This window comes from Mycolicibacterium brisbanense, assembly GCF_001570425.1.
In the GTDB taxonomy this organism is placed as follows: Bacteria; Actinomycetota; Actinomycetes; order Mycobacteriales; family Mycobacteriaceae; genus Mycobacterium; species Mycobacterium brisbanense.
Genome location: NZ_BCSX01000011.1, coordinates 105,130 through 131,096 on the forward strand (window position 1 = coordinate 105,130; position 25,967 = coordinate 131,096).

At 66.3% G+C, this 25,967-nt stretch carries 23 protein-coding genes; 8 read left to right on the forward strand and 15 right to left on the reverse strand.

Annotated elements, in window-relative coordinates; genetic code table 11:
* The gene (selB, locus tag RMCB_RS04750; protein ID WP_062827855.1) at nt 1–1,788 is read left to right on the forward strand and encodes a selenocysteine-specific translation elongation factor; all 1,788 of its coding nucleotides are present in this window, start codon (nt 1–3) and stop codon (nt 1,786–1,788) included.
* Here selB and RMCB_RS04755 read toward each other — a convergent pair.
* Complete coding sequence (locus RMCB_RS04755; protein ID WP_109784178.1) at nt 1,767–2,471, reverse strand: HAD family hydrolase; 705 nt, start codon at nt 2,469–2,471, stop codon at nt 1,767–1,769. The two genes, selB and RMCB_RS04755, sit on opposite strands and share 22 nt — an antisense overlap.
* 136 nt (nt 2,472–2,607) lie before the next feature.
* On the opposite strand from RMCB_RS04755, the gene RMCB_RS04760 reads away from it, so the two are divergent.
* Complete coding sequence (locus RMCB_RS04760) at nt 2,608–2,865, forward strand: DUF7218 family protein (RefSeq protein WP_062827856.1); 258 nt, start codon at nt 2,608–2,610, stop codon at nt 2,863–2,865.
* 139 nt (nt 2,866–3,004) lie between these two features.
* Here RMCB_RS04760 and RMCB_RS36805 read toward each other — a convergent pair whose 3' ends face one another.
* From RMCB_RS36805 to RMCB_RS04770, 3 genes are all read right to left on the reverse strand, one after another.
* The gene (locus RMCB_RS36805; protein WP_264028869.1) at nt 3,005–3,136 is read right to left on the reverse strand and encodes a hypothetical protein; all 132 of its coding nucleotides are present in this window, start codon (nt 3,134–3,136) and stop codon (nt 3,005–3,007) included.
* Nucleotides 3,137–3,458: 322 nt separating this feature from the next.
* Entirely contained in the window at nt 3,459–5,090 is a 1,632-nt protein-coding gene (locus RMCB_RS04765) for a UbiD family decarboxylase (protein WP_062827857.1), read from the reverse strand.
* A gap of 9 nt (nt 5,091–5,099) precedes the next feature.
* The gene (locus RMCB_RS04770) at nt 5,100–6,551 is read right to left on the reverse strand and encodes a UbiD family decarboxylase (protein ID WP_062827858.1); all 1,452 of its coding nucleotides are present in this window, start codon (nt 6,549–6,551) and stop codon (nt 5,100–5,102) included.
* Nucleotides 6,552–6,651: 100 nt separating this feature from the next.
* Here RMCB_RS04770 and RMCB_RS04775 point away from each other — a divergent pair, with 100 nt between their 5' ends.
* The gene (locus RMCB_RS04775; protein WP_165606251.1) at nt 6,652–7,143 is read left to right on the forward strand and encodes a TIGR02444 family protein; all 492 of its coding nucleotides are present in this window, start codon (nt 6,652–6,654) and stop codon (nt 7,141–7,143) included.
* A gap of 15 nt (nt 7,144–7,158) precedes the next feature.
* On the opposite strand, the gene ipdC is transcribed toward RMCB_RS04775, so the two are convergent.
* The 4 genes from ipdC to echA20 are packed head-to-tail and all read right to left on the reverse strand — an operon-like array spanning nt 7,159 to nt 10,609.
* Entirely contained in the window at nt 7,159–8,229 is a 1,071-nt protein-coding gene (gene ipdC / locus RMCB_RS04780) for a (3aS,4S,5R,7aS)-5-hydroxy-7a-methyl-1-oxo-octahydro-1H-indene-4-carboxyl-CoA dehydrogenase (protein WP_062827860.1), read from the reverse strand.
* A 3-nt stretch (nt 8,230–8,232) separates the two neighbouring features.
* Nucleotides 8,233–8,982: a cholesterol ring-cleaving hydrolase subunit IpdB gene (gene ipdB, locus RMCB_RS04785; RefSeq protein ID WP_062827861.1), complete on the reverse strand. Its 750-nt coding sequence runs from the start codon at nt 8,980–8,982 to the stop codon at nt 8,233–8,235.
* Nucleotides 8,982–9,857: a cholesterol ring-cleaving hydrolase subunit IpdA gene (ipdA, locus tag RMCB_RS04790; RefSeq protein WP_062827862.1), complete on the reverse strand. Its 876-nt coding sequence runs from the start codon at nt 9,855–9,857 to the stop codon at nt 8,982–8,984. The genes ipdB and ipdA overlap by 1 nt, the downstream gene beginning before the upstream one ends.
* Nucleotides 9,854–10,609, reverse strand: coding sequence for a (7aS)-7a-methyl-1,5-dioxo-2,3,5,6,7,7a-hexahydro-1H-indene-carboxyl-CoA hydrolase (echA20, locus tag RMCB_RS04795; RefSeq protein ID WP_029369998.1), 756 nt, complete (start codon nt 10,607–10,609; stop codon nt 9,854–9,856). The genes ipdA and echA20 overlap by 4 nt, the downstream gene beginning before the upstream one ends.
* Nucleotides 10,610–10,670: 61 nt before the next feature.
* On the opposite strand from echA20, the gene RMCB_RS04800 reads away from it, so the two are divergent.
* Nucleotides 10,671–11,450: an SDR family oxidoreductase gene (locus tag RMCB_RS04800; protein ID WP_029369997.1), complete on the forward strand. Its 780-nt coding sequence runs from the start codon at nt 10,671–10,673 to the stop codon at nt 11,448–11,450.
* 25 nt (nt 11,451–11,475) lie between these two features.
* Nucleotides 11,476–12,381 carry an SDR family oxidoreductase gene (locus RMCB_RS04805; RefSeq protein WP_062827863.1) on the forward strand — a complete coding sequence of 302 codons (906 nt, stop codon included), beginning with the start codon at nt 11,476–11,478 and terminating at the stop codon, nt 12,379–12,381.
* 82 nt (nt 12,382–12,463) lie between these two features.
* Here the strand turns inward: RMCB_RS04805 and RMCB_RS04810 are convergent, their stop codons facing one another.
* The 6 genes from RMCB_RS04810 to RMCB_RS04835 form a co-directional block, all read right to left on the reverse strand.
* Nucleotides 12,464–13,444 carry a hypothetical protein gene (locus RMCB_RS04810; RefSeq protein ID WP_062827864.1) on the reverse strand — a complete coding sequence of 327 codons (981 nt, stop codon included), beginning with the start codon at nt 13,442–13,444 and terminating at the stop codon, nt 12,464–12,466.
* Nucleotides 13,441–14,814, reverse strand: a complete 1,374-nt coding sequence (locus RMCB_RS36430; protein ID WP_234791995.1) for an EspA/EspE family type VII secretion system effector — start codon at nt 14,812–14,814, stop codon at nt 13,441–13,443. Before RMCB_RS36430 ends, RMCB_RS04810 begins: the two co-directional genes overlap by 4 nt.
* 138 nt (nt 14,815–14,952) lie before the next feature.
* The gene (locus tag RMCB_RS04820) at nt 14,953–15,939 is read right to left on the reverse strand and encodes an FAD binding domain-containing protein (protein ID WP_062827865.1); all 987 of its coding nucleotides are present in this window, start codon (nt 15,937–15,939) and stop codon (nt 14,953–14,955) included.
* Nucleotides 15,936–16,466, reverse strand: a complete 531-nt coding sequence (locus tag RMCB_RS04825; RefSeq protein ID WP_062827866.1) for a (2Fe-2S)-binding protein — start codon at nt 16,464–16,466, stop codon at nt 15,936–15,938. Before RMCB_RS04825 ends, RMCB_RS04820 begins: the two co-directional genes overlap by 4 nt.
* Nucleotides 16,454–18,736: a xanthine dehydrogenase family protein molybdopterin-binding subunit gene (locus RMCB_RS04830; RefSeq protein ID WP_062827867.1), complete on the reverse strand. Its 2,283-nt coding sequence runs from the start codon at nt 18,734–18,736 to the stop codon at nt 16,454–16,456. Before RMCB_RS04830 ends, RMCB_RS04825 begins: the two co-directional genes overlap by 13 nt.
* 71 nt (nt 18,737–18,807) lie before the next feature.
* Nucleotides 18,808–20,004, reverse strand: coding sequence for an FAD binding domain-containing protein (locus tag RMCB_RS04835; RefSeq protein ID WP_062827868.1), 1,197 nt, complete (start codon nt 20,002–20,004; stop codon nt 18,808–18,810).
* A gap of 196 nt (nt 20,005–20,200) precedes the next feature.
* Here RMCB_RS04835 and RMCB_RS04840 point away from each other — a divergent pair, with 196 nt between their 5' ends.
* Nucleotides 20,201–21,121 carry a hypothetical protein gene (locus tag RMCB_RS04840; RefSeq protein WP_062827869.1) on the forward strand — a complete coding sequence of 307 codons (921 nt, stop codon included), beginning with the start codon at nt 20,201–20,203 and terminating at the stop codon, nt 21,119–21,121.
* Between the two features lie 12 nt (nt 21,122–21,133).
* Here the strand turns inward: RMCB_RS04840 and RMCB_RS04845 are convergent, their stop codons facing one another.
* Complete coding sequence (locus RMCB_RS04845; RefSeq protein WP_062827870.1) at nt 21,134–21,976, reverse strand: NmrA/HSCARG family protein; 843 nt, start codon at nt 21,974–21,976, stop codon at nt 21,134–21,136.
* 251 nt (nt 21,977–22,227) lie between these two features.
* Here RMCB_RS04845 and RMCB_RS04850 point away from each other — a divergent pair, with 251 nt between their 5' ends.
* Both RMCB_RS04850 and RMCB_RS04855 read left to right on the forward strand, forming a co-directional pair.
* Entirely contained in the window at nt 22,228–23,175 is a 948-nt protein-coding gene (locus tag RMCB_RS04850; RefSeq protein WP_062827871.1) for an alpha/beta hydrolase, read from the forward strand.
* Complete coding sequence (locus RMCB_RS04855) at nt 23,172–25,967, forward strand: helix-turn-helix transcriptional regulator (RefSeq protein ID WP_062827872.1); 2,796 nt, start codon at nt 23,172–23,174, stop codon at nt 25,965–25,967. The genes RMCB_RS04850 and RMCB_RS04855 overlap by 4 nt, the downstream gene beginning before the upstream one ends.

The following is a 25,967-nucleotide window of genomic DNA, read 5'->3' on the forward strand; positions in this document are numbered from 1 at the left end:
GTGCAACACCACGTTGTCGCGACAGCCGGCCACGTCGACCATGGCAAGAGCACCTTGGTGCGTGCGCTCACGGGCATCGAACCGGACCGGTGGGCCGAGGAGCGTCGCCGTGGCCTGACCATCGACTTGGGCTTCGCGTGGACCACCTTGCCGTCGGGCCGGGAGGTCGCGTTCGTCGACGTGCCCGGCCACGAACGCTTCTTGGGCAACATGCTGGCCGGCCTCGGACCGGCGCCGGTGGTGTGTTTCGTGGTCGCCGCCGACGAGGGCTGGCAGGCGCAGTCGAACGACCATCGCGACGCTGTGGCGGCGCTGGGCATCCGGCACGGTCTGCTGGTGATCAGCCGCGTCGACCGCGCCCCGGACCGCGTCGCGGACGTGATCGCACAGGCCCGCGCCGAATTGGCCGACACCGGGCTGCACGACGCGCCTGCGGTCGCGGTGTCGGCCGTCGACGGCAGCGGCCTTCCCGAGGTGCGGGCCACGCTCGACGAGGTTCTTTCCGCGGTACCCGACGCGTCGACGACGGCCCGGGTGCGGCTGTGGGTCGACCGGTCGTTCTCCATCACCGGGGCAGGCACCGTGGTGACCGGCACGCTGGCGGCGGGCACGATCGCCGGCGGTGACCGGCTCGAACTGGTCGGCCGCCGGACCCGCGAGGCGGTCGTGCGTGGTCTGGAATCCCGGGGCGAGCCGTACCCTGCACTCGGCCCGGTGACGCGGGCGGCGCTGAATCTGCGTGGGGTGTCGGCAGATCAGGTCCGTCGCGGTGATGTGCTGCTGACGCCCGGTGCCTGGGAGACCACCCGGACCCTCGATGTGCGTCGCGTCAGCGGCGGCGTGTTCGTGGAGGCTCCCGAACGGCTCACCATTCACGTCGGTTCCGCCGCGGTGCCGGCGCGCCTGCGGCCCTTCGACGACGATCACGCGCGGCTCGTGCTTGATCGCCGGCTGCCCCTCGTGCTCGGTGACCGGCTTGTGCTGAGGCATCCGGGTAGCCGTCGGGTGCTCGGCGGTGCTCAGGTGCTCGACGCCGACCCGCCCGCGTTGCGGCGTCGCGGCGACAGTGCGCGCCGGATCGGCGCGCTGGCCGCGATGGACACCAGCGGCGACGTGCTCGTCGAGGTGGCTCGCCGGGGTGTGGTGGCGGGAGAATATCTGCACCGGTTGGGTTTTCGGACCGACGAGGTGCCGACGGGTGTGCGGGTGATCAAGACATGGTGGGTGCACGTCCCGACATACGAGGCTTGGCAGCAACGGCTGCGGGTGGCGGTGCAGGAGCTGCACCAGCGGGATCCGCTGTCGGCAGGCCTGTCTCGTGGGGCGGCGAGCGATCTGCTGGGCCTACCCGACCCGAATCTGCTCGACGAGATCAGCCGCGCGGCGGGTCTCGAACAGACCGAGGGACTGATCCGGCTGCCCGGCCGGTCCGATCACCTCGGGGCCGCCGAGGCCGCCGTCGCCGAGCTGGTGAACAGATTGCGTGACAACCCTTTTCACGCCCCTGAGGCCGACGATCTGACGGCGCTACACCTGGGGATGCGTGAGCTGGCCGCAGCCGAGCGGGCCGGGCGGCTGCTCCGCCTGCGCGACGGGGTGGTGCTGTTGCCCACCGCGCCCGCGCTGGCGATGCGTGAGCTGGCCCGGTTGGACCAGCCGTTCACCACCAGCGAGGCGCGTCAGGCATTGGGCACCACGCGCCGCGTCGCCATCCCCTTGCTCGAGCACCTGGATTCCCGGGGCTGGACCCGTCGGCTCGACGCCGGTCACCGGGAAGTCGTGCGCTGATCCTCGCGTTGCGCGTGCGCCACCGTGGCGATCGGCGTGGCGTCGATGCCGTCGAGGAGATCGGCGGGATCGTCAAAGACGGCCACAGCTCCGGCCTGCGTGAGCTCGTCGTGCGATGTCCCGCCGCACCGCAGCCCGATGCACGGCATGCCGGCACGGCCGGCCGCTTCGACGTCCCACACGGCGTCACCAACGAACACGGCCTGCTCGGCCGCGACACCGGCGCGGTTCAGCGCGGCCTGGACGATGGCAGGGTCCGGTTTCGCGGTGTCGACGTCGCGGGATGATGTTGCCGCTGACACGATGTCGTCGCAATCGAGGACACTGCGCAGGATGTCCAGCTCGTCTTCGGGCGCCGAACTGGCCAGCACCACCTGCAGGCCGAGATCGCGGACCGCATGCAGGAGTTTCCGCGCGCCGGGTAGCGGCTGCAACAGGTTCGTGGTGTCGCGATAGAAGTCCGAGTGCAGGGTCTTCAGCCGCTGCGCGACGTCGTCGGCGACTCCGCCCGCGAGCGTCTGTACCAGGGTGGCGCCGTCCATACCGATGCTGCGGTGAATCTGCCAGGCCTGCACGGGTATTCGCTCGGCGGCGAACGCCCGGGCCCAGGCGTATACGTGCAGGTAGTTGGAATCGACCAGCGTCCCGTCGACGTCGAACAGCACCGCAGCGTTCCGTGTCATCACCAGCCCCTGCCATCGTCGCATGTCGGCGACGAATACCCCGCGACGATCAGTTGGAAACTGGCCCCATATGGGGTTTGCCAGGCCACTCAGCGGGAATAACCAGACACATAAGTCTGCCGAGGAGGTGGCTCGCGTGCCGAATTCGTCGATCAAGAACGAAAAGATGTATCGGGATCTTCGCAACGAAGGTGACTCCAAGGAGAAGGCGGCGAGGATATCCAACGCGGCCGCCCGAAAGGGCAGTTCCGCGCAAGGCCGCAAAGGTGGCAAGTCCGGCTCATATGAGGACTGGACAGTTGCCGACCTCAAGAAGCGGGCCAAACAAATTGGGCTGTCCGGCTATTCGTCGATGCGCAAGGACGAGCTGGTGAGCAAGCTACGTCACCATTGACGGGCCTTCGGTCAGTTGTCGGAGGTGTCCTGGCGCCCGCGGTGCTTGGCGCGGATGACAGTCATGCGAGCCGACTGGGCGCAGTGGTGCGGACGTAAGCCACCGAGCGTTCTCTTTGTCTGATTCCGGCGGCCGGTTGCTATGCGGATGCCGTCGCGGCCGCGCGGCGTCCCCGCCAACCGGAGATGGCGCGGATGGTGGAGGTGGTGGCCGGGATCAGGACCGGGAACAAGCCGATGAAGAAGAGGAGGAAGAAACCGAACACGGACATGGCGAACTCACTCTCATTGCGGGGATTTGTGGCTGTCGCAGCTGGTTGAGGGCTTGTTGCTGCGTTCGCGACGTACGTTACGCAGCGCGGATCGGTGTGACGACGTCTTCGGCGGCTGAATTAGTGCGGGTTGACTGTCCCCGGAGGACAAAACCGATCCGGACAACCAGGTTCGCCGTGGACAGCCGCGTTCCGGATCTCGGTGCAGAATGTCAGGCCCAGCGGGGCGTGTCGCCGCGGGCGGTGTGCCGCTTCACTGCGGCGGGGGACAGCGGCGTGGGCGTGGCCGCGCTGCTCGGCGGCAATGCCGAGTCCGCCACACTCAGGGGCGGTGCCGCGGGTCGTAATTGTGCGTCACAGTCTGCGGCTCTGCCACGGCAAAGTCCCCGTCGGAGAACGTATATCGATACCACGGGGCGTCGTCGCAGCGACCCAGCTGGGGCCGCAGATTGCTGAACGCCCGATAGACCGTCCGGTAAGGCTGCCCGTTGAAGTGCTCGAGGATTTCCTTCCACGCCCGCGGCTTCTCGCGGATGAGATCGGCCATCGCGGCCGTCAGGTCATCCTCTGACAGTGGCACCACATCGGCGGGCGGGTCCGGTAGGACGAACACCGAACTGCGGTCGAAGCTCGCCGGGCTGAACTGCGGTCCCATGGGGATGGTGCAGTCGAAGCCGATCTTGGATGCGGTGCCGGGTGCGACGTCGGAGCCGATCATCGGGTCGACCGTCATGGTGTTGCCGCCGGGCAGCAGCACAGTGTCCAGGTGGGGCATGTAGCGGAACGCCATGGCCAGTTGGACGGCGTTGTCGTCCCAGATGTCGATGTCCTCGTCGAACACCATCGCGATCTTCGGCAGGGCCAGCTTGGAGCAGGTCAGCATGATGCCGAGAGCCTGCTTGGCGTCACCACCGCCGTTGGGTTTGATCTTGGCGTACGCGATGTTCGAGAGGCCGCCCAACGGGCAGCGGACCTCTTTCACGTTGATACCGGCGAACTTCAGTGCACCGTAGATGTCGGCTTCCACCGCAGGCAACTGCAGCATGTTGTCGGTGTACCAGGGGTGCGCCCCACCGATCGTGGCGTGCTGATAGATCCCGCCTCTGCGGTACGTCATGGCCTTCACGACGGCGCGGTAGTTGTGTTTGATGCCGCCACCGTACATACCGCTGAACTCTCCGTACGGACCCTCGTCGTGGGTCAGTCCTTCGGATGCGATCAGCTCGCACTCCAGGACGATCTCGGCGTTGGCCGGGACCAGCACGTCGATGGTTTCGCAGCGCACCAGCTTGGCCGGGTGCCCGTAGAAGCTGCCCAGCACCTCGAAATCATCGGTGTCGGCGGGCACGCCCGTCAGCGACGCCACCTTGTCGAGGATGGGACCGCCGAGCACGATGGCGACCTCGAGGTTCTGCCCTTTCTCTTGTGCCGCAATGGCGTTGATGCGCGCTCGGTGCGACGTGCAGGTCATGTCGAACATCTTCTCGTTGCGCGACCGAAACATGCTGCGATAGATGCCCCAGTCGTGCACACCGGTCTCGGGGTGACGGCTCACGACAAGGTTGTCGTTGGTATAGGCGTGCCCGTCGCGGTCATGGTGCAGGAACAGCGGCAGCCGCGTGAGGTCGACGTCATCGCCGGTGAGAATGACCTCCTTGCACGGTGCGGTGTCGACGATTTCGGGTGTGATGCGGCCCTTGGCGAGCTCGCTCATCATGAAGCCGCTCTGGCTCTTGTCGCAGCCCAGACCCCACGCGTACTGATCCTGATTCGAGTACGCGTTCGCCAGAAACTGGAACTCACAGTCCTTGACGTTCTCGACCAGGACGGCGGTCAGTGGATTGGCTTCCATCACCGCCGGGAGTTCGTCGACCCGCTTCTCCTCGGTGACGCGGACCAGTAAGCCCGCTTTCTCCATCTCCTCGACGAACTCGGTCAGGCTCTGCTGAGGCATCTCGGTGTCCTAGGCGGGAGTGGTTGCGGGCCGGGAGTTCTCGTCGAGCTCCGGAAAGTCGTAATCGCGCCAGCCCGGAATGTCGGCCACTTCGACGACCCGTCCGCCGTGCTCCTCCAGCGCAGGCCCGCACACGTCGCCCACCTTCTTGACCACCGTGCCGTACGGATAGGTGGCGTCGGTACCGATCGCCGACCCGGTGCGCTGATCCTGCGGCAGGGACTCGTCGGCCGTCGGGTCCAGGGGGCCGCCGGGCAGGTTGTCGACGATGATGACGTCGCGTGCCGGTTGCGTGCGGAATGCCATGGCCCACTCGACCTGCTCGGAATCGTGCACGTCGATGTCGGGGTCCACCACGACAACCTGTTTCGGGCGCAGGTTGCTCCCCATCGTGGCCAGGATGAGGCTGCGAGCCTCGCCGGCGAAGCGCTGCCGCATCGCGATGACCACGCGGAAGTACACCCCGCCCGAGGCCGGGATGGCCACCTTCTCGATCGTCGGGAACTGCTGGCGCATCATGTCGAAGAACGACGCCTCGAACGAAAGTTGCTTGAGGATATGGTTTTCCGTGGTCGGGCGGCCGGTCAGCAGGGCCTGGAAGTAGGCTCCGTTGCGATGTGTGATCGCCGTCGGCCGTACCACGGGCTTCGGTGATGCGGCCGTGTAGTAGCCGGTGTATTCGCCCAGCGGGCCTTCCGTGACGGTCTGCGTGTAGTCCACTTCGAATTCGATGACGAACTCGGCATGCGCAGGCACCGACACGTCGTTGGTGCGGCACTTCACCAATTCGACGGCAGCGCCCCGCATACCGCCGACAACCTCCCAGTCGCTGGTGTCCTCGGGCACCTGAATGGGGCACGAGTAGGCGATCATCGGATCGACCCCGATCACCAGTGAGGCGCGAAACGTCTTGTGCCCCATGGCTCGCGCTTTGGCCTGGTTCTTGGCGAAGCGATGGTTGGGGATCGCCATCAGCGTCATGGTCTTGTTGTCGATGATCTCGCAGCGGTAGTGCCCGATATCGGGCACGCCGGTCTCCGGGTCGTGACTGACGACGAAGCCGGGGGTGATGTACCGGCCGCCGTCGTCGGGACTGTACTTCGGCACGGGCAGCGTCGACAGGTCGATGTCGTCGCCGGTGATCACATTCTCGTGCGCCGGGCCGTCGTCGACGTACTTCGGCGGAATCCGGGTCTTCAGCCGCTGCACGATGTCGTCGAACGCGTTGTCCTCGGTGCAGCCGTAGGCGAGCAATGCCTTGGCACGCGAGTTGTAGACACCGCCGACCAGCGGGAATCCGGTGCCGTTGTTGTTGAACACGATGGCGGGGCCGCCGACGGCGGCGCTCTTGCGCATCGCCTTGGCGACTTCCAGTTCCAACGCGACCGGCCGGTCGACCTCGATGAGCTGTCCTTGGTCTCGCAGCGCGCTCAGGAACGCGCGGAAGTCATCGAAGGGCATCGCTTGGCGCCATCCTTAATCTGGTGTTCCCGTAGCCACGGCAAATAACTGTCTACTACGACTAGGCAGGTGGGACCACCGAACAGCACAATTGGTCACCGTGCAGTTACCAGATTTTGCCCTGCGGGTGCACAGCGCCGACGGGGTCGGGCCCGCGTGCGTGCTGTTGCAGGACCGGTTCGGCGTCGATGTCAACGTGCTCCTGTTCGCCGCTCGCGTCGGTACCAGAGGGCCGTTGACGCCGCCCGTGTTGCAGTCCGCGACCGCGCGGGTGGCGCAGTGGCATGCCGAGGTGGTCCGGCCGCTGCGGGGCGTGCGACGGCGGCTCAAGTCCGGGCCGGCGCCCGCGCCGAGCCCTGCCACCGCCGAACTCCGTGAGCAGCTTCAGGGTCTGGAAATCCGCGCCGAGCTGATCGAGCTCGGCGAACTCGATGCCCTCGTACCCGACACCGCTGCGGTAACCGACGATCCCACCGCGCAGGTCACCGCGGCCTTGCTGCTGGTCCTACGCGCACACTCGCAGCGGCCGTTGACCGCTGACGAAGACGCCGCGCTGGCCACCATCGCGGCGGCCGCCGCGGCCGCCGCCTGACCCGCGGGAGAAGAGTTACTGGATGTAGCTGCTCGCGGAGCGCAGGTGCGCGACGGCCTCGTCGACGATCGCAGGCACCAGATCGGCGCACGACGGCAGATCCTCGATGATTCCCGCGACCTGACCCGATGCCAGCACGCCTGCCTCGGTGTTGCCTTCCACCAGGCCGGCTTTCAGCAGCATCGGAGTGTTGGCCGCCATGACCACCTGCGACCACGTCAGATCCTTACCGTGCCGCATGGCCAGGCCGTCCTTGATCATCGACTTCCAGGTCATCCCGGACAGCTTCTTGAACTTCTGCGCATTGCCCACGGCGGCGGCGAAACCACGGACCGGTGAACCGCTTTCGAGCTTCTCCACCAGGCCCGTGCGCAGCACGCGGTGCGGCATGCCGTCGACTCGGGTGGACACCACGGTGCCGTCGAGCGCCGCCTGCAGATAGCGCTGCTTGACGGCGTCGGGCACCGTCGAATCCGAGGTCAGCAGAAACCGGGTGCCCATCGCAACACCCGCAGCGCCGTAACTCAAGGCCGCGGCCAGCCCTCGCCCGTCGAAGAACCCGCCCGCGGCCACGACGGGCATCCCGGTGTCCGCCACGGCGTCAAGCACCGACGGCAGCAGCAGGGTGGTGGCGATCGGGCCGGTGTGGCCACCTCCCTCGCCGCCTTGCACGATCACCGCGTCGGCGCCCCAACTCGCCACCTTCTTGGCGTGCTTGGCGAGGCCGACGGACGGGATGACCACCACGCCCGCGTCTTTGAGCTTGGCGATCAGGTCGGGTTTGGGTGCCAGGGCGAAGGAGGCGACTTTGACTCCTTCGCGGATCAGGAGGTCGACGCGCGCGTCGGCGTCGCCGGCGTCGGCACGGATGTTGATGCCGAACGGTTTGTCGGTGGCAGACTTGACCTTGCTGACGGCGGTTTGCAGTTCCTCGAGCGTCATGGTCGCCGACGCCAGGATGCCCAGGCCTCCGGCGTTGGAGGTCGCCGAAACCAGCCGAGCCCCGGCCACCCAGCCCATGCCGGTCTGCACCACGGGATGTTCGATGCCAACCAGCTCGGTCAGCGGGGTTTTGAGCGTGCCCATCGGCTAGACCTTGACCTCTTTGTCTCGCAACGACTTCGGATCGATCACTTCACGCAGGAGGGTGAGCTCCTCGTCGGTGGCCAACCGGGTGGTCTCGGCGGACTCCAGCCCGTGCACCTCGAATGACGTGTTGTCGGCGACCTGCTGGGCTTCGACGCCCGGATGCAGCGACACCGCGCGCATCTGGTGGTCCGGGCCGTTGAAGTCGAACACCCCGAGGTTGGTCACCACGCGGTAGACGTTGACGAAGCGGTACGCGGGATTGTCGGCATCGACCTTGTCCCAACCGATTCCGGACACGATGTCGACGGATTCGCAGAACACGCGCTTGGAGTGGTTGCCCACCCAGTAGCTGGTGGCGTGGTTGATGGTGTTGCCCGGTGCGCCGCGGACCCCGAACATCTGTCGCGTCGGATGCTGCAGCGGCCCGAACGCCGACAGGTTCTGATTGCCGTACCGGTCGATCTGGTTGGCTCCCATCACGACATGGCGCCTGCCCCAGGCCAGCGTCTCGAAGACCCGGCCGAACGGCATCCAGCCCTCGATCGTGGCGGCCGCACCGATGGCAGGGGTGTCGGCGATGAGCCGGGCCTCTCCGTCGGTCAGCACGATGTCGGGGGAGAAGGTCAACCGGGCCAGCCGGGCGCCGACCGACACGATGGTGGTCATCGGGCTGACCATGATCTCGCCGGCGTCCCGGAACAGTTCGGCACAGGCGACGGCGCACACCTCGGCGCGGGTAACGGCAATCATCACTGCTCCTCCTTGAAGGCACGGACTGCGGCCTGGTAATCGGCCTCGCTGCCCGACAGATAGGTCTTGACGAACTCGGCCCACGTCTCGTCCGAGGCTGCCGCCTCGGCGTAGTGACGCTGAAACTTCTCGTCGCGCCGGTAGTCGGGTTCGTTGGTGGTGAAATGGGCGCCGTTCGGCGCCTCCACCACAGAGTCGACCATCATCCGGTTGATCAGCAGGGCCTGCGGTGGAACGGCTTTGACGAGTTCCTCGGTGGACACGACGCGTTCCACGGAGAGGAAGCGATTGGCCGCCGACATCAGGAACAGGTCGTCGAAGTACGGGTCGATTCCGGTGTAGGCCGCATTTCCCTGGGCGTCGCCGAGATTCATGTGGACGAAGGCCGCGTCGAGCGTCAGCGCGGGCATGGCGATGAGCTCCTCGTAACCGTTGCCGGTGGGGTAAGGGGAGAGCACGGTCCTGAGCTCGTCACCCCAGAACGCGCGCACGTCACTGCCCAGACCGGCGCGGATCGGCAGGAACGGCAGCCGTTGTGCGGCGGCCTGCAGACCGCAGCGCAGCATGCCCTCGTCCATCTCACGTGCCTCGATGGCGCCCGAGGTGCGGGCCTTGGCGAACCACGGGTCGTAGAACGGCGGCGAATCCAGCGACACGAAGCCGTAGTAGACGCGCTTGACCTTGCCCGCCGAGCACAGCAGGCCCAGGTCGGGGCCGCCATAGGTGACCACCGTGAGGTCCTTGACGTCGGTGCGCAACAGCGCGCGGATGAACGCCATGGGCTTGCGCCGGGACCCCCAACCACCGATGCCGATGGTCATGCCGCTTTCGATCGACGTGACGGCTTCGTCGAGAGTTGTTCTCTTGTCGGTCATTTCGACCCCTTGTCGGTTCCGGCGAAGGCGTCACGGTGCTCGTCGGAGACGCCCGAGAGGTTGAGTTCGAACGTAAAGCCTTGTTCCATGCGGTATCTCGCGGTGACCGGCTGCACGTCGATGAAGTTCAGCGCTTCCTTGGCTGCCCGGATCACCCGGGTGTCCTTGCTGGCGATGTCGCGGGCCACCCGCAGCGCGGCCTCGTCGAGGTCTGCGCGCGGCACCACCTCGTGCACCGAACCGAAGTGGTGCAGGGTCTCGGCGTCAACGGTGGCGGCGGTGAAGAACAATCGCCGCATCATGTGCTGCGGCACCAGCCGTGACAGGTGCGTGGCCGCTCCCAGGGCGCCGCGTTCAACCTCGGGCAGGCCGAACTTGGCGTCATCGGAGGCGACGATGACGTCGGCGTTGCCGACCAGGCCGATGCCGCCGCCGACGCAGAAGCCGTTGACCGCCGCGACCACCGGCACCTCGCACTCGTAGACCGCCTTGAATGCTGCGTAGCAACCACGGTTGGCGTCGATGAGCGCGGTGAAGCCCTCGGTGTTCTGCATCTCCTTGATGTCGACGCCCGCGTTGAAGCCACGGCCCTCGGCCCGCAGGATCACCACGTGGGTGCTGCGGTCCCGGCCCGCCGCCGTGATGGCGTCGGCCAGCTCGAACCATCCCCGCGACGGGATGGCGTTGACGGGCGGGTAGTTCACGGTGACCGAGACGATGCCCGGTTCGACAGTGGTGGATGTGATCGTCATGGGTTTCCTGATCGTTCCGTCGTCGCTACCTAAGCAAGCACTTGCTTGGTACGCTAGCACAGTGACAGATACGCCAGAAGTCGGTGCCATCAATTTGGGGCTGACTGGCAAAGTGGTGCTGGTAACCGGTGGAGTACGAGGGGTCGGCGCCGGAATCAGCGCCGTTTTCGCCGGTCAGGGTGCCACTGTGGTGACCTGCGCGCGCCGTGCCGTCGAGGGGCTGCCGTACGAGTTCCACAGCTGCGACGTCCGGGACGACGATTCGGTGAAGGCGATGATCGACGCGGTGGTCGCCGCACATGGCCGGCTGGACGTCGTGGTGAACAACGCGGGCGGTTCGCCCTATGTGGCGGCCGCGGACGCGTCGGCGAAGTTCAGCACCAAGATCATCGAGCTCAATCTGCTCGGCCCACTGTCGGTTTCCCAACACGCCAACGCGGTCATGCAGAAGCAGGACGGCGGCGGCTCGATCATCAACATCTCCAGTGTGAGCGGGCGCAGGCCCACACCGGGAACCGCGGCCTACGGCGCCGCCAAGGCCGGCGTGGACAATCTGACCGCGACGCTGGCCGTCGAGTGGGCGCCCAAGGTCCGGGTGAACTCGGTGGTGGTCGGCATGGTCGAGACCGAACAGTCCGAATTGTTCTACGGCGACGCCGAATCCGTGGCCGCCGTGGCCGCCACCGTACCGCTGGGCAGGCTGGCGAAACCGGCCGACATCGGTTGGGCCGCAGCATTCTTGACGTCCGACGTGGCGTCCTACATCAGTGGCGCCACTCTCGAAGTCCATGGTGGCGGCGAGCCACCGCAGTACCTGGCAGCTTCCAGCGCCAACAAATAAGCGGAACCAAAAAGGAGATATAGCAATGGGTTTGCTTGACGGCCGCGTGGTCATCGTGACGGGCGCCGGCGGCGGTATCGGACGCGCACATGCGCTCGCGTTCGCCGCCGAAGGGGCCCGCGTCGTGGTCAACGATATCGGCGTCGGTCTCGACGGGTCGCCGGCCGGTGGCGGCAGCGCGGCGCAGAACGTGGTCGATGAAATCGTCGCGGCCGGTGGTGAAGCCGTCACCAGTGGCGCCAACGTCGCAGACTGGACGCAGGCCGAGGGCCTGATCCAGACCGCCGTCGACGCGTTCGGCGGCCTCGACGTTCTCGTCAACAACGCGGGCATCGTGCGGGACCGCATGTTCGCCAACACGTCTGAAGAAGAATTCGACGCCGTCACCGCCGTGCATCTCAAGGGGCACTTCGCCACCATGAAGCACGCGGCGGCCTATTGGCGCGCCCAGTCCAAGGCCGGCAACACCGTCGATGCCCGCATCATCAACACCAGCTCCGGCGCCGGCCTGCAAGGCAGCGTCGGTCAGGCGAATTACAGTGCGGCCAAAGCGGGTATCGCGGCGCTGACGTTGGTGGCCGCCGCCGAGATGGGCCGCTACGGCGTCACCGTGAATGCCATCGCGCCGTCAGCCCGCACCCGGATGACCGAAACGGTGTTCGCCGAGATGATGGCGACGCAGGACGCCGAATTCGACGCAATGGCGCCGGAGAACATCTCGCCGCTCGTGGTGTGGCTGGGCAGTGTCGAGTCAAAAGACGTCACCGGCAAGATGTTCGAGGTCGAAGGCGGCAAGATCCGCGTCGCCGAGGGTTGGGCACACGGACCGCAGATCGACAAGGGTGCGAAGTGGGATCCCGCCGAGTTGGGTCCCGTCGTTTCCGACCTGCTGGCCAAAGCCCGTCCCGCCGTTCCGGTCTACGGCGCTTAAGCATTCTGGCGGACTCTTCTGGCGAGCAGACGCTGCGGTATCCGACACGCCGGTGTACAGGTACCGCAGTGTCTGTTCGCCCTTACTTTTTCGGCTCCCGGGTACACGTCGCCAGGAACGTCTTGCCGTCCTGCTCGGCGACCTGCGTGGGGTTGAGCCACCCGATGCCCTGGAACCAGTAGGTGTCGGCGGGATGGCTTGCAGATTCGGCGCGCACGACGCCGAGATCGGCTCGCTGCGGCCCGGTGTCGGGTTCGGCGCGCGAAACATTGAGCTGCAGCTCGCGCTGTTGGGTCCAGTCGAAGTCCTTGGGCAATGCTCTGGACACATCCATGTCGGGAATCGGATCCCCGACCGTATAGCGCTGGAAATCTGACCCTGCCGCGTCGCGTGCGGTGAGAACCAACTCGATGCCGCTGGGCTCGAAGGTAACGACGGCCTTCGTCGTACCCGGGCAGGGTGACCCAGTCCAAATGCGCAGCAGGCCATCCGTTTCCCGCACGCCGAACACGGTCGGAACTGATGGTTTGTACGCCGGGTCGGGCGTGCACAGCGCGAGAAACGTCTTGCTGTCGTCCGCGGCGACCTGTGTGGGGTTGAGCCAGCCGACGTCTTGGAACCAGTAGGTGTCGTCGGGATGTTTCACGGATTCCTCACGGACAACGGCGAGGTCGGTCTGCGCGCCTAGGCTGCCCGGGTCGCCGTTGATCCAGATGGTCAATTTCTCTGCGGTACGCCAATCGAATTCGGCGGGCAACGGTTGTGTGACGCGTAGGCCGGGATATGGGCCGCCGAGGGTGAGTCGATCGACCGAGGCCCACTGATGCTCCGGCGCGGAGAGCACCAAGGTCTTGCCCGGTCCGAATTCCAGATTGACCTCACGAGCGTGATCGCATCGCGATCCCATCCAGATCTGGAGCTGTCCATCGGTCACCCGGGCGCCGAATGCCGGTCGCAGCGACGGAGCGCCCTGGACGTGTTTCCAGTCGTGTTTGTCGCACGCAACCAGCACGGACACCAGCAACGTGATCAGTGCGATCGCGATGTTGACGCGCCGAATCATCGGTAACCCCCGTCGTGCAGACCGGCATCCTTCTCCATCGGATGGTCGGTGAAGATCTCGGCTACTTTTCCGGTCACATAGGCGTCGATGAATCCCAGGTAACCCATACGTGCCCACTGCTGAGAGTGCCGTTCCTCGTGGTGCAGCAGTCGATCCAGGTCGAGTTGGTTGGCGCCGGGATACCCGTTCCCGTCGGGGCCCGGATACCACGCGACGCCCGACTTGACGATCTTGCGGAGTTGATCAGCGGCGTCGGTGGGGTCGTCGATGTTGACCATGAAGATGTCGCCCCACGTGGATCCACCACCCTCGCTGTACATGTCCTGCAACTGGTTGCCACCCAATCCCATCAACATGCCGTTCGGCGTGGTCATCAGACGTCCACCGTTGCCGTCCACGAATCCGACGTCCTGGTCGTAGCTCCAGGAATTCGCGTTCTGCCGGTCGATGATCCGCTGCACTTCGTCTGCCGAGTACGGGGTCTCCTTGAAATCCTTCTTTCCGGCCTTGTCGTAGTCCGTGCCGCAATTGAGGATGTACGTCATCAACGCCGCTTTGCGGGCGTCGGCGCCGCTGGTGCCTTTGGGCATGAGGAAGTACGACTTACCGTCGGGGTCCTTGACCTCTTCCATCCCGTCGAGGACCTTGAAGCTGTCCGGCGTGATGTGGTGGCGCCGGGCGATATCGACGATGACTTCCGGTGGCACACCACGCCGTTCGGCATTCTCCAACCACTTCTTGTAATAGCCATCGGCCGGGCCGTTGAGCAGGCCGGCGTCTCTGAGCGCCTTCTCGTACTTGTTCTCCGGGGGCTTGTCCGGTTCTGGACCGTTGCCGTCGGGACCGAAATTCTGGGGTTCATCGCCCTTGCCGCGCTTCGGGTCACCGAGCGCGGAGTATTCGTTGCCGATACCGCGGATCGTCGTGGCGATCGAATTCAGTTCGCCGTTGGACCGTTTGACGATGTCGGCGACGTCACTGAGGCCCCGCTGCACGACCGGCACCAGCATCTGCTGCCCGGCCGCGCTCTGTGGAACCCTGGCGGCAGCGTCGAGTACCCAGGTTCTCACCGCGTCCAGATCATTTCGGCCACCGGCGACCACTTGCGCCGCGCGGTCGATCTGTTCGCCCATCCGTCGGTCCAGACCCGCGAACTCGGCAACTTTGAGCCGGTGTTCGGTGTTGGCCGCATCGTAGGCAGTGGACGCCGTGCCCGACCAGGACGATCCTGGCGTCGCCGCAGCCAGATGTGACTGCGCCCGGCTCAGTGGCCCGTCGGTCTTGAAAGGTTCTCCCGTCTGAGGCGCACCCTGGCCGAAGGTTGCACGCGCATCAGCCCAGGTTGAGAGAAACCCCTCCAGAACACTCATCAGCACCCCCGGGCCCCGGTGCAACAGCACTGTCAGCTGTCAGTTTCCCACGAATCTTGACGCCCGGATCGCACGAATTTTCGGCACGAAGACCGCATCAACGTCGGCAGTAGGGTCGCCCAGCCGCGCAGGCGTGTGTCACCGTTGCAGTGTGCTCGCTCGGCGCAGCGCCCGCACGACGCTGTGCTTGCCGAGGTCGACCTTGAACGCGTTCTGGCTCAACGGCTTTGCCCCGGCCATGGCGAGTTCTGCCGCGCTGGTGAAGCTCTCGGTGGTGGCCGGCTCACCCACGAGGGCCGACTCGGCTTCGGCGACGCGCCACGGTCTGGCGGCCACACCGCCCAGTGCGATGGCGGCTGATGTGACGATCCCATCGGAGATGGTCAGTCCGACGGCGACCGAAACCAGGGCGAACGCATAGCTGTGTCGGTCACGTACTTTGAGATACCAACTGTGGCGGGCGAATGGGGATGGCGGGAGCTCGATCCCGGTGATCAATTCGCCGGGCTGCACCGTGTTGTCGGTCTGCGGAGCGTCCCCGGGCAACCGAAAGAACTGCGTCAGCGGGATCGCCCGGGAACCGGTGCGCGATGCGACGTGCACCACGGCATCGAGGATCGCCAGCGCCACAGCCATATCGGACGGATGCACCGCCACGCACGACTCGCTGGCACCGAAGAGCGCGTGCTCACGGTTGAACCCGGTGAGCGAACCGCATCCCGAACCTGGTCGGCGCTTGTTGCATGCGTCGAACGACGCCTCCATGAAGTACGGGCAGCGGGTCCGTTGCATCAGATTTCCACCCGCGGTGGCCATGTTCCGTAGCTGAGTCGTCGCGCCGGACAGGATCGCGTGCGAGATCACCGGGTACTGGCTACGGATCAGGCGGTGATTGGCGATCGCACTGTTGGTGGCACCGGCGCCGATCAGCACACCGCCACGGTCGGTCGGGGTGATCGTGGCGAGTCCGAGCTTGCCGATGTCGACCAACGACGACGGAGTTTCGACGCCCAGCTTCATCAAGTCCAGCAGGTTTGTGCCGCCCGCGTAGAACCGGGCGCCGGCCTCGGCACGCTCGAGGGCGTCATCGATATCGCGCGCGTGGTGAAAGTCGAAGGGCTTCACCGGCGATCCCCTGGAAGACACGACGCGATGGCGTCGACGATGTTCGGGTAGGCGCCGCAACGGCAGATGTTGCCTGCCATGCGCTCACGAATTTCGGCGCTGCACAAGGTTTCCGGTCCTGTCGCCACGTCGGCGGCCGGGTCTTCGAACGACGCGGCGGACAGATCGCCGCGGCCGTGTTCGTGCAGCAGCGCGTGCGCCGAACTGATCTGTCCGGGTGTGCAGTATCCGCACTGGAATCCGTCGTGCTCGACGAATGCGTCCTGTAGGGGATGGAGGCGGTCGTCGTCTGCGATGCCCTCGATGGTGAGGACCGTTGCCCCGTCGACCGACACCGCGAGCGTCAGGCAACTGACGACCCGTTCCCCGTTGACCGCCACCGTGCAGGCACCGCACAGGCCGTGATCGCAGCCCTTCTTGGTGCCGGTCAACTGAATCTGTTCGCGCAACAGGTCGAGCAGCGTGGTCCGGGCATCGACTGAGACGGTGTGCAGGGCGCCGTTGATGGTCAGTTCTATGGCGTGCATGTAGGAGCTCCGGTGAAGGGCGGCAACAGTTTTTCGATCGTGATCGGCAGATCGCGGATTCGGCGGCCGGTGGCGTGGAAGACGGCGTTGGCGATCGCGGCGGGCACGCCGCAGATGCCGATCTCACCGATGCCCCTGGCGCCGAACTTGTCGAGGTGGTCGTCGGTGCTGTCGATGAAGCTGATGTCGAAAACCGGTACGTCGGCGTGCGTCGGTAGGTAGTACTCGCCGAGGGCATGGCCGGTGCCCGGGTCGTAGGGCACCTGTTCGAGTAGTGCCATGCCCAACCCGAAGGTGATGCCTCCGATGACTTGACTGCGGGCCAGTTTGGGGTTCATCACCTTGCCGCAGTCCATGACGCCGACCCAGCGGGTGACCGTCGCGCGGCCGATCTCCTCGTCGACCTCGACCTCGCAGAAGTGCGCGCCGAACGACTGCGACATCGGACCGGTCTTCGGCGCCCCCTCGCTCGTCACGGTGAAGGACAACCGGTCAAGCAGTTCGGGGCCGGCCGCAACGATGACCTCGGGGAGCGCGACGGCGGGCCGTGACGGGTCGGAACTGACGATCGCATCGTCGCGGACGTCGAGGGTCGCCGCGTCGGCGCCCGCGTACGGTGAGTCCGGATCTTTGACCAGGTGCTCCAGGAGTCGGCGTTTCCACTCCTGGCCGGCGTCGTACACCGCTGAGCCCACCGTGGCGGTCGTCTGTGATGCGCCGCTGTATGGTGCCGGTGGGAAGTCCGAATCGCCCGAACAGAACGAGATCCTCTGTAGCGCACTGCCGGTCGTGTCGGCGGCGATCTGGCTCATCACCGTGCGCACGCCGTTGCCGATTTCGTGTGTCGCGGAGGCGAATTCGATATGACCGTCGGAGCCGGTGGTCACGCGGCACCCGGCAGGCATCCTCCGGCCCGGATAGGTGGCGGTCGCCATGCCCCACCCGACCTGGACCCCATCGCGGCTCATCGTGCGGGGTTCGCGCGGTCGGTGATCCCAGCCGAATCGGCGGGCGCCTTCGCGGTAGCACTCGGTGAGGTGTCGCTCGGACCACGGTAGGCCGCTGGCCTGATCGATGATGGCGTCGTTGCTGATTCGTAGCTGCACCGGATCGACGTTCAGTGCATACGCGAGTTCGTCCATCGCGACTTCGAGTGCGAACAAGCCGGGCGCCTCGCCTGGTCCCCGCATGAAACATGGCGTGGGGCTGTTGACGCGAGCGACGGTGTGCGACACCACCATCCGCGGTGATTGATAGAGGAACCGGGTGGACAGCCCTACCGGTTCGCAGAAATGCGCGACGGTGGAGGTCTCGGTGAGGGTGTGGTGCTCGACGCTGGTGAGCTGTCCGGTGCTGTCGGCGATCAGCTGCAGGTGTTGTTCGGTGGGTGGGCGATGGCCCGTCGATGTGAACATCTGCGCCCGGCTGAGGACCAGTTTGACTGGGGTGCCCGCCATCCGCGCGGCGACCGCGCACAGCGCGACGTGCATCCACAAGAAACTCTTGGAGCCGAACGCCCCACCGACCAGCGGTGAGATCACCCGGATCTTGTCGACGGTGGTGCCAAGGTACGCGGCCAGCACTTGACGCTCGCCGGCGATCCATCGGGTGGTGTCGTGGACGATGAGCTGGTCGCCGTCCCATTCCGCGATGGTGGCGGACAGTTCGATGGGGTAGTGGGCGTTCTCCGGTGTGGTGAAACGCGCGGCGACCTTGGTTCCGTCCCCCGGTTCCTCGGCGGGCCCGCGGTGGTCCTGGAGTTTCTCGTCCTCCAGCTTCACGAAGTGATCGGGCTGATAGGTACCGGAGCGCACGGCCCCGTCACCGCCGGTGGGCACGGGGCGGTCCAGCACCTCCCGCGCCGTCAGCACAGCGTCGGACTCCTGGTAGGTCAACCGCATCAGCGTCGCCGCGTACTCGGCGTTCTCCGGAGTGTCGGCGACGATGAGCGCCATGTGCTGCCCGCGATGTTGCACGGTCAGGTCGGATAACGGCGGCCGACGCTCCAGCGGCAGATCCCAACTGAGATCGACTGGAAGAGACTGCAGAGCAGGGCAATTGAGCGGAGTCAGCACACATGACACGCCTGGGGCGGTCGCGGCCTCAGCCGAAGCGGCTTCCAGCGAATCGCGGGTGACCTCGCCGTGGACAATCTCGGACTGCACCAGCACCGCGTACTGCAGGCCGGGCACCACGGTGTCAGCGGTGTACCGCGCCGACCCGGTGACTTTTTCGGTTCCCTCGACCCGACTGATCGGGCGGCCGATCACGCGCGGTTCACCTGCATGCGACGAGCATGCCACCGGTCGCGACGAGCGTCCATCCGTCAGATGACTGAGAGTCAGCGTTGCCCTGCCCGGTCCCAGACTGGTGTGCTGTCGCGGGTGCCGAGCCGCGATGCGACCGCGCGCGCGATACCGATCGCGGTGAGGTCTTCCAACGATCGCAGCCGGTGCTGCTCCCAGAGGCGCAGGTGATCTTCCGGTAACGGTTCGCCTGCCGTCCACTTCCGAAACGCCTGGGCCAGCAGCGCGGCGTCGGCGATCGACTTCGAGGTTCCCGACGCGGTGTGCGGCCGCACCGTGCCGGCCGCATCGCCGATGACGAACGCAGGCCCGCGCCGCATTCGGGCGCTGGGCAGATCCATCACGGGTTGCAGGAACGGTCGCGACAGCCGGACCAGCCGCGACAACAAGGGCGGCAGATCGGTTTCTGCCAGCATCAGCAGGGTTGCCATGCTGGCCTCGGCTACGTCCGTCGCGGGCAGGAAGTACTCGTAGCGACGCCCCGACTGTCCGGTCATGATGCCGTCGAACGCCTCTTCGGAGGCGTTGATGTACCACACCCAGTTGACCCGGCGGCGCCCCGGCGTGGTCTCACCGGCGGGCCCTGGCACCAGATAACAGAGAAACTGAATCCCGTTGACGCTGTACAGAGTGAACCGGTCGGTCAACTCGCTGCTGATATCCGCGGGCAGGTCGTCCTCGATCTCCAAACCCCGCCACGCCACATAGCCGGCGTACTGCGGACGGGCTTCGGAGATCGATTGGCGCACAGTGGATCCGATGCCATCGGCCCCGATGACCAACGACCAGGTGGAGGTGGTGCCGTCGGCGCACGTGAGGTCGACGTCTTGTTCCCCCGGCGTGACGTCGGTGACGGTGACCCCTTGGCGGTAGTCGACACCGGGGATCCCACCGCGGAACGTGCGGTAGAGCGTGTCCCAGGCGGTCATGGTCTGTGGCATGGGGAAGGTTCGGGTCGGGCTGTGGCGGTGCAGCAGTTGACGTTCCTGTAGCGCCACGCTGACCGCGGTGGGTTGGACGCCCAAGCGGGACAACAGATATTCGATCTCGGGTTGCATGACGATCCCGGCACCGCGGCCTTCCAGCGGTCCCTCGGTGTGTTCGAAAATGGTGATGGCGGCGTCGGTGGACCGGCTCAGTTCAGCGGCGGCCGCGAGCCCGGCCAGGGAGCCGCCCACGATCGCGATCTTCCGGGGTGCGCCGAATTCCCGTACTCCACCAGTGATCGTCATGCGGCCTCCCGGGTTCCGTGCGTCTGTTCTCCCACGGCGAGGCAGGCGACGTCATCAGTCACCTGACTGATGGGCAAGACGGGGCGCTCGGATATACAGGGTGCGGAACACCGCGCGCCGAGAGGAGCACGATCAGGGACGACGGCCCTTGTCGGCCTCCTGGCTGTCCGGTGAATCTCAGACTGGGAGGAACTCGATGAACAGCTGGACCCGACTGCGCTGGGCCGCAGCGACTCTCGCAGTAGCCACGACCGCGGCGTGCGGCGGTTCTCAGACTCCCGCGCAGCCGACAACGAGCGCCACCACCGAAGTCGGCAGTCAAGCAGTAGGCCCGCAGTATGACAGCGTTCATGTGTACGTCCAGCCCGGTCGGCTGGATGCGTTCGTGAGCAGTTGGCTGGCGACGTTCGGGGGTACCGCCAAACCGGCTGCGGTCGTCACCGTCACCCCGACGCCCAGCCAGACCAGGTCGCAGCTGATCCTGTCACCCGTAGGCACCGTCTCCGCCTTCGAGTTCATCTCTGCGGTGCCCTACCCGTTCGGTACCGAACGCACTGGATGGCTGATGGGCAACCTCGACGCCGGCGTTGAGCAGGCGCGCGACGCTGGGGCTGCGGTCGTCGTGGCTCCGTTCGCCGATCCGATCGGTCGGGATGCCATCGTCCAGTTCCCGGGCGGCGTCAACGCCCAGCTGTATTGGCACACAACCCCTCCCAGCTATCCACCACTTGCGACAGTGCCTGACAACCGGATTTACCTGCCGGCCGACTCGGTCGACAAATTCCTGCCGTCCTACCCGAGTTTCACGCAAGGAACACTTGACGCCGACACGACCTCTGCTGACGGCGCGCTTATCGGCAAGCCGGGCACGACTTTCCGTCACATCCACCTCAGCTCGCCCTTCGGAAACACAGCAGTATTCGTTACCGATGGCCAGTTGCCGTACCCGTACGGTCATGAGCTCGCGGGGTATCAGGTCGCCGACGTCGCGGCTACCGTCGCCAAAGCGACAGCAGCGGGGGCCCAGGTATTGGTGCCCGCCGCCCGCATCGGCGCCACCACCGCGGCGATGCTGCAATGGCCCGGTGGTTATATCGCCGAAATACACAACGGCTGACGCAAAACACACTCAGCCGGTGACGGTTTCGTCCAACCAATCCTCGAAACGCTGCCAGCCGATCTCCGGATAAGTCTGCCGCAGTCGCACGATGTCGGCGCTGTAGCCGTGTTCGGACAGATAGGTGAACATTGCCCGCATGTCGGGGGATCCGATGCGGGCCGGGTCGAGTGTGATGAGTTCGATTGGTCGGCCCACAGATTGCTCCAGGGCGGCGGTCATCTGGCGCGGTGTCGGCGCGTCGGACGCCACGTCGATGCGGGACCCGATGAAGCGCTGCGGATCATGCAGAACCGTGGCCACGAACCGGCCGAGGTCGCGGCGGGAGAGTTGCTGCAGCGGCGTCGTGGGCGGAATCGGTAGGGAGAATCTGCCGGTCCGTAGTTCGTCGAGACCACCGAGCATGTTGTCGTAGAAGTAGGTGGGGCCGACGATGGTGTAGGGCACACCGGATTCGGCAAGCGCTGTTTCGATCGCTGCTTTGCTCTCGAAGTGCGGGATCCCGGTGTGCTGATCGGCATTGGCCACCGACGAGAAGACCAAGTGCGGCACTTGAGCTTTGGCGGCGGCCGTGACCATGTTGAGGCCTTGCTCCAGCTCGGCGTCCGGGCCGTCCTCGAACGGTGTGGTGACCGCGAAGACTCCGGTGGCATCAGCGAATGCGCGGACCAGGGCGTCGATATCGGCAAGGTCGGCTGTCGCCACCTCGACACCCGTCTGTGAAAGATGTTGTGCCCGGGGCGAATGAGGATTGCGGGTGACCGCCCGAACATGTGATCCGCGGTGCTGGAGGGCGGCTGCGACGGCGCCGCCCGTTGCTCCGGTCGCACCGATGACCGCGTATGTTGCTGGCAAGGTCCTATTTCCTTTCACTCGGAGAGCGGGCGCGGATCGGACACGTCGAGCGCCCATGTCACCGACGGTCACGAGGCCGGCAGAAGACATGAGTCGCTGGACTGGCCCTCCATGGTGAGTCTCAGCGTCGTGCGGCCCCACGTCATCAGTCGAATGACTGACGAGGTTCAGGATGAACATCCGGGTGTACGCGTCGCGGCGTAAGGTTGGAACGCTGCGGGTGAGGCCGCCGCATTGTCAGGGAGGACGTCGTGAGCCGGGACGTTGTGCTGGATCCGACCATCGCGCGGCTGGTCGATGCGATGGCGATTCCACCGACCCTCGGACAACTGGGCCCGCAGGACGGCAGGCTGGCCCTGCGCGAAGCGCAGCAGAGCTCCATCGAGCAGCCCGGAACTGCGGCGCGGTTCCACACCGCCCCTGTCGGCCCTTCCGACCTGGTGGGGTTCTGGGTGGTGCGGCCGCTCGGCGTGGCAGGACCGTTGCCTGCGGTCGTGTACATCCACGGCGGCCGTTTCATGTTCGGTGACGCCGATACCCACGGTCGTATCGTCGGGGCCATCGCGACGAGTTGCGCCGCGGCGGTCATCGTGCCCGAATACAGCCGCACTCCCGAAGCCCGCCACCCGGTCGCGTTGGAAGAGTGCTACGCGACCCTGCTGTGGATCCGGGACAACGCCGAGTCGATCTCTATCGATCCGAAAGCCATTGCACTGGCCGGAGATTGTGCGGGAGCCAACATCGCCGCGGCCATGAGTATGGTGTGCAAAACCCGTGGCGGACCCCGGATTCGAGCTCAGCTGCTGTACTACCCGCCGACCGACGCGCGGTGCGAGTATCCGTCCCACGAGATGTTCGCCGAGGATTATCTGCTGGGCAGCGACGAGCAGGCCTGGTACTGGGAGCACTACTGTGACGGCGATCCGGACGATCCCACCGTCTCCCCGGTACGTGCCGCACCGGCGGATCTCGCGGGCCTGCCCCCGACCCTGATCGTCACAGCCGAGGCCGATGTCGTGCGCGACGAAGGTGAGGCATTCGCAGCTCTGCTGCGCGCGGCAGGGGTGCCGGTGACCTGCACCCGCTACTTGGGGACCGTGCATGACTTCGTGGTGCTCAGTCAGTTGAGCCAAACACCTTCGGCCCGTGCGGCACTGGATCAAGGTATCCGGTTCCTCAGCCAGGCGATACGTCCGTGACGACCATCCCGGCCCTACCCGTCGTCGGCCGCAATAAGCTCACCCGCCTCGTGACCGCCGTCGCATCGGGTGCAGGCGCCGCACCGCGGGCGATTATTTTGGTCGGCGAACCGGGCATCGGCAAGTCGACGCTGTTGAGGCACGCCATGGCCGAGGTGACGGCACCGGCACGCGTGCTGTTCGCCGGCGGCACGGAGCCCGACCAGGTTCCTCCGTTCACCGCACTGGCCGAACTGATCCGTCCCATCATCGAGCGGAGCGCCGAACTCCCAGCCGAATTCCGAAGTGCTCTGTCGGACGTGGTGGCCGTGCAGGCCGATTCGGCGACGCACGGACCGGCGTTGATCCAGCAGGCCGTGCTGGCGCTGCTGGCAGCCGCGGCGGCTCAACAACCGCTGGTGCTGGTGCTCGACGATTTCGACCGGTTCGAACCGGATTCGCGTCAGGTGCTCAGCTATGTGATCGGCCGGGTACCGCATCTGCCCGTCCGCATGCTGATGAGTGCCCGGCGGGTGGACCTGTTGCGTGGCATCGACCGATCGGTGGTGGTGGTCGAGGTCACACCGCTGTCTGATGCGGAGTCGGCCGAGGTGATCGAGGCGCAGTCCGTGGTGCCCGACGCCAGCGTGCGAGGGGAGATCATCCGCTGGTCCGGGGGAAATCCGTTGGCGCTCATCGAGTCCGCGCGGTTCTACGGCAAGTCCGGTTCGGCGAGCTTCCGGGGTAACCACATGGTAGGGAGCGGGTTCGCGCACACGCTGTTCGCCGCGCAGCTGCGTGAGCTGCCTGCGGACGCCCGCAGGCTCGCGCTGTTCGCTGCTGCGGGGGCCGGCTATGAAACCATCGACACCATCACCGCCGCAGCAGGTTTCGGCGGGGAGCTGGCCCGTTGGGAGCCGGCGATCGCGGCCGGCCTGGTGATGATCGGTGACGATCGCCGGGTGCGATTCAGTCACCCTCTGCTGCGCACGGTGGCCTACAGCGAAGGTGATCTCGACGAGCGGCGTGCCGCCCATGTGGCGCTCGCCGCGTCACCGCATCTCGACGTGTCCTGTCGGGCCTGGCATCTCGCGGCCGCTGCCTCAGGGCCTGACGAGATGGTCGCCACACTACTGGAGCAAGGTGCCGAACAGTCGCGGCTGCGTGGTGGTTATCTGGAGGTCGCGCGGGCGATGCAGCGCGCCGGTGAGCTGAGTCCGGGCGCCGCCGACGCCGCCCGCCGGTTCACGCTCGCTTCGGCGGCAGCCAACTTCGGCGGTGATCCGGCCTGGGCACTGGCATTGAGTGCGAGTGCCGTCCGTAGTTCGAGCGATCCCGAGGTCGTCGGGCACGCAGCGCTGACCCGGGCCTCGATCCTCGTGCAATCCGCCCGGCCGTCAGAAGCTGCCGACCTGATCCGAAGTACCCTCGACGGATCACGCCCGGCCAATACCCAGCTGCGGCTGTCGTTGATGTACGTCGCGGCGTCGGCCGCGTACTACTCCGGTGAACTTGCGCATCGAACGCATCTGCGGCGTTGGCTCGACGAGACCGCTGACGACATTCTCGACGAGAGTGCCTTCCCCACACCCTTACCCGCTGAGTTGGGGCCGCTGCAGCGTGCCTACATCGCGATGTACGCCGACAGCGCGGCGACGGCACACACCCGGCCCGCACCGTGGGATCGGCGCTGGCTGCAACCGATGTCCGCGCCGGTCGAACCGTACCGCCGGCTCATCGTCGGGGCGATGGCCTACGCCACCGAAGAGAGTTCGCTGGCTGTCACCGAGCTCCGGGAGGGGATCGACCAGCTCAAGTCGGCGGGCGGTCTGCGGGGATTCACCTACGCGATGGCCGCCCTGGGCTGGGCACTGCACGACACCGGCCGCTGGGCGGAACTCCGGAGATTGCTCGATGAGACCGAGACCCTCTGCGCGGTATACGATCTGGCCCTGCTCCATGCCGAGAGCAGTGCCGTGCGGGCGCATCTGCTCGCCTGCCTCGGCGACACCACTGGCTCGGAAGCGGCATTGCGGGCGGCGGCCCGGGTCGGAGCCGGCGACGGCGCCGCCGCGACAGCCGTCTCGCTTCTCCGCGCCGGCGGTTGGAATGCTTTGGCCCGCGGCGATTTTCACGACGCATACCGCACGTTTCGGCAGTTGTTCGACGCTGACGGCGAGCCGACGCACTTCGTGCTGTCCCATCGCGGGATCGCCGATCTGGCCTGGTCGGGCGCGCGCAGCGGGCAAGCGGACGAGGTACGGCCGCTGGTCGTGTCGATCGGACGGCAGATGGGATCGAATCCCCCTGTGAGACTGAGACTTCTGCGCCACCAGGCACTCGCACTGACCACGTCGACTCATCTCGCCGAGAGGCACTACCGGCTGGCTGTGTTCGATCCGGCGGGAGACCAGTGGCCGATGGAGCGTGCCCGCGCCCGGCTCCACTACGGGGAGTGGCTGCGCCGGGTCCGGCGGCCCGCCGAGGCGCGCACTCAGCTGACCGCGGCGCTGGAGGTGTTCGACCGGCTCGGCGCTACGCCGTTCGTCCAGATCGCGCAGGCCGAGCTGCGGGCCTCCGGAGTCGCGGCGTCGTCGTCCACCATGGCGGTCGAAGGGCTGGATTCCCTCACGGCTCAGGAGCGTCAGATCGTCGCCATGGCTGCGTCCGGTCTCACCAACCGGGAGATCGGTCAGCGACTGAATCTGTCACCCCGGACCATCGCCTCGCATCTGTACAACGTGTATCCCAAGCTCGGCGTCAGCCGTCGCCACCAGCTCCGCGACATCGTCGCTCGCGACGTACCCGGCTGA